7 protein-coding genes are annotated in these 6,215 nt (G+C 62.9%); all 7 read right to left on the reverse strand.

What is annotated here, in order from left to right:
- Position 1: 1 nt before the first annotated feature.
- The 7 genes from BM052_RS17570 to BM052_RS17600 all read right to left on the reverse strand — a co-directional run bounded on the left by BM052_RS17570 (position 2) and on the right by BM052_RS17600 (position 6,159).
- Positions 2 to 394 carry a nuclear transport factor 2 family protein gene (locus BM052_RS17570; protein WP_091149009.1) on the reverse strand — a complete coding sequence of 131 codons (393 nt, stop codon included), beginning with the start codon at positions 392 to 394 and terminating at the stop codon, positions 2 to 4.
- A 31-nt stretch (positions 395 to 425) separates the two neighbouring features.
- A complete protein-coding gene (locus BM052_RS17575; protein ID WP_091148996.1) occupies positions 426 to 1,829 on the reverse strand; it encodes a syringate O-demethylase in 1,404 nt (467 codons plus the stop codon).
- A 193-nt stretch (positions 1,830 to 2,022) separates the two neighbouring features.
- Entirely contained in the window at positions 2,023 to 2,928 is a 906-nt protein-coding gene (gene yghU / locus BM052_RS17580) for a glutathione-dependent disulfide-bond oxidoreductase (RefSeq protein WP_091148997.1), read from the reverse strand.
- 90 nt (positions 2,929 to 3,018) lie between these two features.
- Positions 3,019 to 3,492: a MarR family winged helix-turn-helix transcriptional regulator gene (locus tag BM052_RS17585; RefSeq protein WP_091149011.1), complete on the reverse strand. Its 474-nt coding sequence runs from the start codon at positions 3,490 to 3,492 to the stop codon at positions 3,019 to 3,021.
- A gap of 238 nt (positions 3,493 to 3,730) precedes the next feature.
- Positions 3,731 to 4,498 (reverse strand): alpha/beta fold hydrolase, encoded by a 768-nt coding sequence (locus tag BM052_RS17590; RefSeq protein WP_091148999.1) that lies wholly within the window; start codon positions 4,496 to 4,498, stop codon positions 3,731 to 3,733.
- A gap of 9 nt (positions 4,499 to 4,507) precedes the next feature.
- Positions 4,508 to 5,269: a glutathione S-transferase family protein gene (locus tag BM052_RS17595; RefSeq protein ID WP_177198542.1), complete on the reverse strand. Its 762-nt coding sequence runs from the start codon at positions 5,267 to 5,269 to the stop codon at positions 4,508 to 4,510.
- Positions 5,270 to 5,286: 17 nt separating this feature from the next.
- Positions 5,287 to 6,159 carry an amidohydrolase family protein gene (locus tag BM052_RS17600; RefSeq protein ID WP_304528653.1) on the reverse strand — a complete coding sequence of 291 codons (873 nt, stop codon included), beginning with the start codon at positions 6,157 to 6,159 and terminating at the stop codon, positions 5,287 to 5,289.
- Between the last annotated feature and the right edge of the window lie 56 nt (positions 6,160 to 6,215).

The following is a 6,215-nucleotide window of genomic DNA, read 5'->3' on the forward strand; positions in this document are numbered from 1 at the left end:
GTCAGGTGAAATCCAGGCTGCCGCGCCGTTCGATGAAGCGCCAACCTTCATCCGTCAGCACCAGTCGGTCCGCATACGTGCCGACGAGCGGAAGCTTGTCCGCTGCGGTGAACAGCAGGATCTGGCTTGTCGCGGTCGCACCGTCGCCGGCCAGGACGACACGGATATTGGCGACCACATGGCGCGATGCGCGGGCCGGGCGGGCCTGGAAGGCCGCCAGGATCGCATCGCGCCCTTCGACGAAGGCATCGGGTGCGGTGGGGCGGCTCATCCGGCCCTCGGGCACGTACATCGCCGCCACCGCAGCCCAGTCGCCCGCGTCGTTCAGCGCGGCGTAGTCCGCGATCATCCGTTCAACGGCGCGCTCGGTCAGCAGACGTTCGAGCGCGTCCATCACCCACATTCCGCGTCACGCGCCATCGCCGTCACGCCGCCTTGGTGCGCCAGCTCGGCGCATAGCTGGTGCGCGCGACTTCCGAATAAGGAACGGCCGCGACCACGCCCTTGATCGTGATCTGGCGGTGCTTCTCCACCGTCGGCTTCGATGTGCCGCCATCCGGCTCACCCCAGATGAAGTCGATCTCGGTGCCCGGTTCGGCCATGGCTTCATCGACGATCGCCAGCGTCAGCATCTTGCCCTCGTTGGTGGTGTAGCCGATCCAGGTCGACAGGCCGACGAGCTTGCCGTCCTTCTCGACCCGGTCGAAAGGATGCATGGAATAGACCGCACTGGGGAATTCCATGTATTTCGGGCGCAGTTCGCCCCCTTCCCGGATCTTGCCGAACTGGCCGTAGATCGCCTCCGACACGGAGGCGTCGTCCAGCGCGATGGTGACCTTCTTGCGATGCGGGCCGGCAGCGATCTTCTCTAGTGCTTCGCGGCCGATGAAGTCATGGTCGAACTTGACGAACGGTCCATAGCCCAGATCCCACGGCGTCAGGTAATAGCCCTCGACGCTGTCCGGCACATAGCTGCCGCCGATCGAGCAGCGCGATTCGTAATGATTCACGCTCAGCCACTCGCGGTAGGGCTTGAGCAGGTTGCCCGTGTAGATGGCCGGCAGCGGCGACGGGATCCAGCCCGATTCCAGCGTGTTCGAAGAGTACGTGCGGCCGCCCACCAGCTTCATGCCGAACTTGCTGCCCGCTTCGACCAGTGCGCCGTGGACGGCCTCGCGCTCGTCCCAGGGCCCCATCAGTTCGTAGCCGGGCTGCCCGGCCATGCCGTGGCGAAGCGCGTGCACTTTCTTGCCGCCGATCTCCATCCAGCACATGTTGAAGAACTTGAGCTCCGGCGCGGGCCTGCCGGTCGCGGCTTCGATGACCTTGTTCGAATTGGGCCCCTGGACCTGATAGCGATAATGGCGGCGATTCTCCGGATCGGGTCGCGCGACGGTTCGCTCATCATAAGTAAGAACCACGTCCTGGCGGCCTTCGCCGTGGAACATCAGCCAGTTGAGCGTCGGCGCGCGGCCGACGAGGTTGAAGGTGTTCTCCGCCAGGTAGAACAGGATCACGTCACCGATCACGTGACCGTAGTGCGTCACCGGGACGTACTGCTTGGCCTTGTCGACCGTGAAGCCCTTGAAGCTGTTGATGCCCAGCCCGTTGAGAAACGCGAACGCCCCCGGCCCTTCGACCATGAGTTCGGCCATATGGTAGGACTGGTTGAACAGCACGCAGGTTTCCGCCCAGGCCCGCTGCTCGTCGCGCCAGTTGGAAAATTCGGCGGGAACACCGGGGTAGACATTGGGCCCGACCTGCTGGTTGCGAAGGAAATTGACAGTGTCGCCGGCACCGTCAAGCAGGGTCTGGAGCGATTGGGTCATGGGGAAGCCTCTCCTGGTAAAGGTGTGCAAGCTGGCCTTGCCTTGCTTCAACATTGTTTGCATTGCATACAAAAATCAAGCAAAGAATCAGGGGCGGCGGCGATCCTCCCTCGCAATCCCACAAGCAGGATATGGCGATCGGTGGGCCGGTCCGGAACGGGCCGCAGAGACCGCAACCTTGCCGCGCGATGCCCTATAGCCGAATACCGCCGCGCGCCTGGACCATGTCTTCGCGGTTGACCTCGAAATCCCTGGCGTCATGGCGTTCGCGCAACTGGCTTTGCGGATCGCCGAAGGTGCGGTTGACCATCTTGCCCCGGATCGCGGCCGGCCGCGCGGCGATCTGCGTCACCCAGCGGTCAAGATGCGTGTATTCGTGCACCGCCAGGAATTCCTGGCAATTGTAGGCGTCCCGCATGATGTTGCCATACCAGGTGAAGATGGCGATGTCGGCAATGGTATATTGGGTGCCGCCCACGAATTCGTTCCCGGCCAGATGGGTGTCGAGAACGTGCAGCTGGCGCTTGGTTTCCATCGCGAAGCGGTTGATCGCGTATTCGATCTTGAACGGCGCATAGGCGTAGAAATGCCCCAGGCCGCCGCCGACGTAAGGCGCCGAGCCCATCTGCCACATCAGCCAGCTCATCGTCGCCGCGCGCGCATGCGGTTCGGTCGGCAGGAATTCCCCGAACTTCTCGGCCAGATAGAACAGGATCGAACCCGATTCGAACAGGTGAACCGGCGGGTCCATGGAGCGATCGACCATCGCGGGTATCTTCGAATTGGGATTCACCGCCACGAAGCCGCTGCCAAACTGGTCGCCGGCGTTGATGTCGATCATCCAGGCATCGTACTCCGCATCGGCATGGCCCTTCTCCAGCAGTTCCTCGAGCATGATGGTGACTTTGACGCCGTTGGGCGTACCCATCGAGTAGAGTTGCAACGGATGATGGCCGACCGGCAGCGGTTTTTCATGTGTCGCGCCCGACACCGGGCGGTTGATGTTGGCAAAGGCGCCGCCGCTGGGCTTGTCCCAGGTCCAGACTTTCGGGGGAACATAGCCCGGCGGCTGATTCGATGCGGGGTCGTTGGCGCTCAAAGCTGCTCTCCTTCGCGGCACGTTTGATTTTGTATGCTTCACATGCATTCCGGGAGAGGTAAAGGGACGCGGCGCCCTTCGCGCCGCCGCCTATTCGTGAATGCGTGCGAGCATCTCGATCAGGGTCTTGACCTCTTTTTCGGTGAAGCGTGACTTGAGCCATTTCTCATGCTCGACAATCGCTTCCTTCGCGACGACCAGTGCCCGGTGTCCCTCGTCGGTCAGGTTGAGGGTCTGCTTGCGTCCGTCGCTGGTCGATTTCCCGCGCACGAGAAAGCCGCGCGCCTGCAGTCGGTTGACGATCGCCATGGTCGTGGCGCGGTCCATGCGCATGCGCTGTGCCAGATCGGTCTGGGCGATGTCTGGATGATCGTCGATCAGCCACAGCACGGAAACCTGCTTCTGGGTCAGATCGAGATTGGAAAAAGTCTCGGTGAAATGCCGGTAGACGGCGCCGTGCGCCAGCCGGATGTGGAATCCGACTATGTTGCGGATTTCGCCAATTTCCTCGTCACCTTCGACATGCGGCGTCGTCGGGACCAGCGTCTCCTTGCTTCTCGTCATCACGCACTCCTGTGCTGGTCGCTAGTTGACCGTCCCGTCAAAGTCGAGTGCGAATGCGGATCGCCGCGCTGGCCGGAAAGGCCCGGGTTCAACCCCTAGCTGGAGTGCAATGCGGCCGGAGCCGCGACAATCGACCGGGAGGGAATCGTCTTCAGCAATTCCTCGATCACGAGACGGCGGAGCCATCCCGAGGCGCCGATGATGGCGTACACGGCCCTGCTCCTCTTTGAGACCCGCTTCAGAGTTCGGCGCCAGGTTGATCGGCGGTGGCCGTCGCATTCTGTGGGATCGCCTCGATCAAGAGTCTGGCGAGCGTGACCGGACGCGAGAGAAACGGGCTGTGGTCCGCCCAGAGCTGCTCGACGCGCGCACCGGGTACGAGCTCTTGCATCCGGTGCTGGCTGGACAGCGGTATGACCTGGTCCTCGCTGCATTCGATATAGGTTCGCGGGAGCCTGCCGAAACGTTCGGGCGTCAGGCGCAGGGGTTCCGAGCGTGGCCCATGCGGTTCCGCGACCAGTCGCATCATGGCGGCTGCGACCTTGTCGGGAGGCGATCTCTGGGCGAAGACCGCGCCCGGCCGCTCGCCGACGATGACGGTGCCTTGGCCGCCGGGGGTCGGCTTGATGAGCGCGTCCAAGGGTGGATTGGGGCCCACCAACTGCTTGAACTGCATGCGCGACATGCCCGAAGGGAGCATCATCGCGCAGATATAGACCAGCGCGTCCATGGCATCGGGCGCGGTTTCCGCCGCCTGGCTGACGACCAGCCCACCGCGACTGTGCCCGGCCAGCACGACCGGACGCTCCGGCGCGGCGCGGCACAGTCCGGCGGCGAAATCCGCCCAACCCTGCAAGGTCGCGGCGCCAAGGCTCACCTCGTCGCCGCCCATGCCCGGCAGATCCGGCGCCATGACGTGATGGCCTTCGGCCTCGAGCAGGGCCTTGACCTCGTCAAAGCACCAGCTCCCGTGCCATGAGCCGTGGATCAGGATGAAAGTCGCCATTGCAGCCCCTCAGCGCACATGCCCGGTGAAAGTTCTCAGCGCCGGGTTGGTATGGTCCGGCATTTCCAGGGCCGCCCGCACCCCCGGCCGGGCTTCCATCCGCCCGCGCCAGCCGACCAGGCGCGGATATTTCGCCGCGACCTCCAGTTCCGGGAACATGCGTTCCACCATCATGCCGCACATCGCATAGAAGTTGATGTCGGCCGTGGTGTACATGTCACCCGCAAGCCAGGGCGAATGCTCCAGCGCCGCTTCCACTTTGGCGCAGGCGTAGACGATCTTGTCCATCGCATTGGCGAGATCGGCCTCGGAAAAGCCGGATCGCGCGGTCGCCCATTTCCTGCGCTGGTCGGGAAGCGGGATGCGCTCGAGCAGTTTTTCGAACTCGCCCGTGTCGATGCTGCGGGCAATCACGCCGACCATGCGGTGCCAGCCATGCATCGAAACATGGTTCATCACGTTCTCGTCGACGAACTTGTTCCAATAGCGCACGCGTGCCTTGCCGACCGGATCGCAGGGGCGCAGCGGGATCTCGGGAAAGACGTCTTCGAGATATTCGTTGATGACGGTGGTATGCGTGACGAGGATGCCGTTGTGCTCGAGCACGGGGACCTGGCCCTCGGGATTGAGCTTCACGAACCAGTCGGAATGCTGTTCGAACTTGTGCAGGTCGACATAGACGCTTTCGAAGGAAAGGCCCTTTTCCTTCAACGGAATCATCGATTTCAACGAGTTGGCCGCAGGTTCGGCGTGATAGTATTTGATCGCCACGTCCCTCTCCTTGTCCGTCACGCCAGCCCGAGCAGCCTTGCCGCATTGTCCTTCATGATGCCGGGCAGGATTTCCTCCTTGAACCCGACTTGCCGTGCCGCATCGATCCATTTGCGCGGATGGATCAGCGGGAAATCGCTGCCGAACAGCATCTTCTTGCGGAGCTGGGCATTGGCGTACTGGATGATCTGCGGCTGGAAATACTTCGGCGACCAGCCGGACAGGTCGATGAAGACATTGTCCTTGTGCAGCGCCATGGACAGGCTCTCGTCCACCCAGGGCCAGCTGGGATGCGCCAGGATGATCTTCATGTCGGGGAAATCGACCGCGACGTCGTCGACCAGGATCGGCTGGCCGAACTTCAGCCGCATTCCCCCGCCGCCGCGCATCCCGGTGCCCATACCGGAATGGCCGGTGTGGAAGATCGCCGGCAGCCCGTATTCGTTGATGACCTCATAGATCGGATAGCCCATCCGGTCGCCGGGATCGGCATTCTGGGCGATGCCGTGAAACTTGAAGCCCCTGACGCCGTGGTTCTCGACAAGATCACGCGCCTCGCGCGCACCCAGCCTGCCCTTGTGCGGATCGATCGAGGCGAACGGGATGCAGATGTCGTCATGCTTGGCGGCGAATTCGGCGATCTCGTAGTTGGAGAGGCGCCGCGCCCCCATGCCGCTTTCGCAGTCCACCGTGAACAGGCAGAAGGCGATCTGCTGTTCGCGGTAGATCTCGATGATCTCGGGCATCTTCGGCCGTTCGCGCGGGGCCTTGAAATAGGTGCTGGCGGCGTCGAAGAATTGTGCCATCACCGGATCTTCCGGATCGTGGCATGAAACCTCGGCGTGCACATGGACGTCGATCGCCGTGATCTTGGAAAGGTCGATGGGCACGCCGTTCAATCCTCCGCTTCACCGTCTTTCGAAATGGGGCCTTCCGCACGCGGGAA

The sequence above is a fragment of the Novosphingobium sp. CF614 genome, from assembly GCF_900113255.1.
Lineage (GTDB): Bacteria > Pseudomonadota > Alphaproteobacteria > Sphingomonadales > Sphingomonadaceae > Novosphingobium.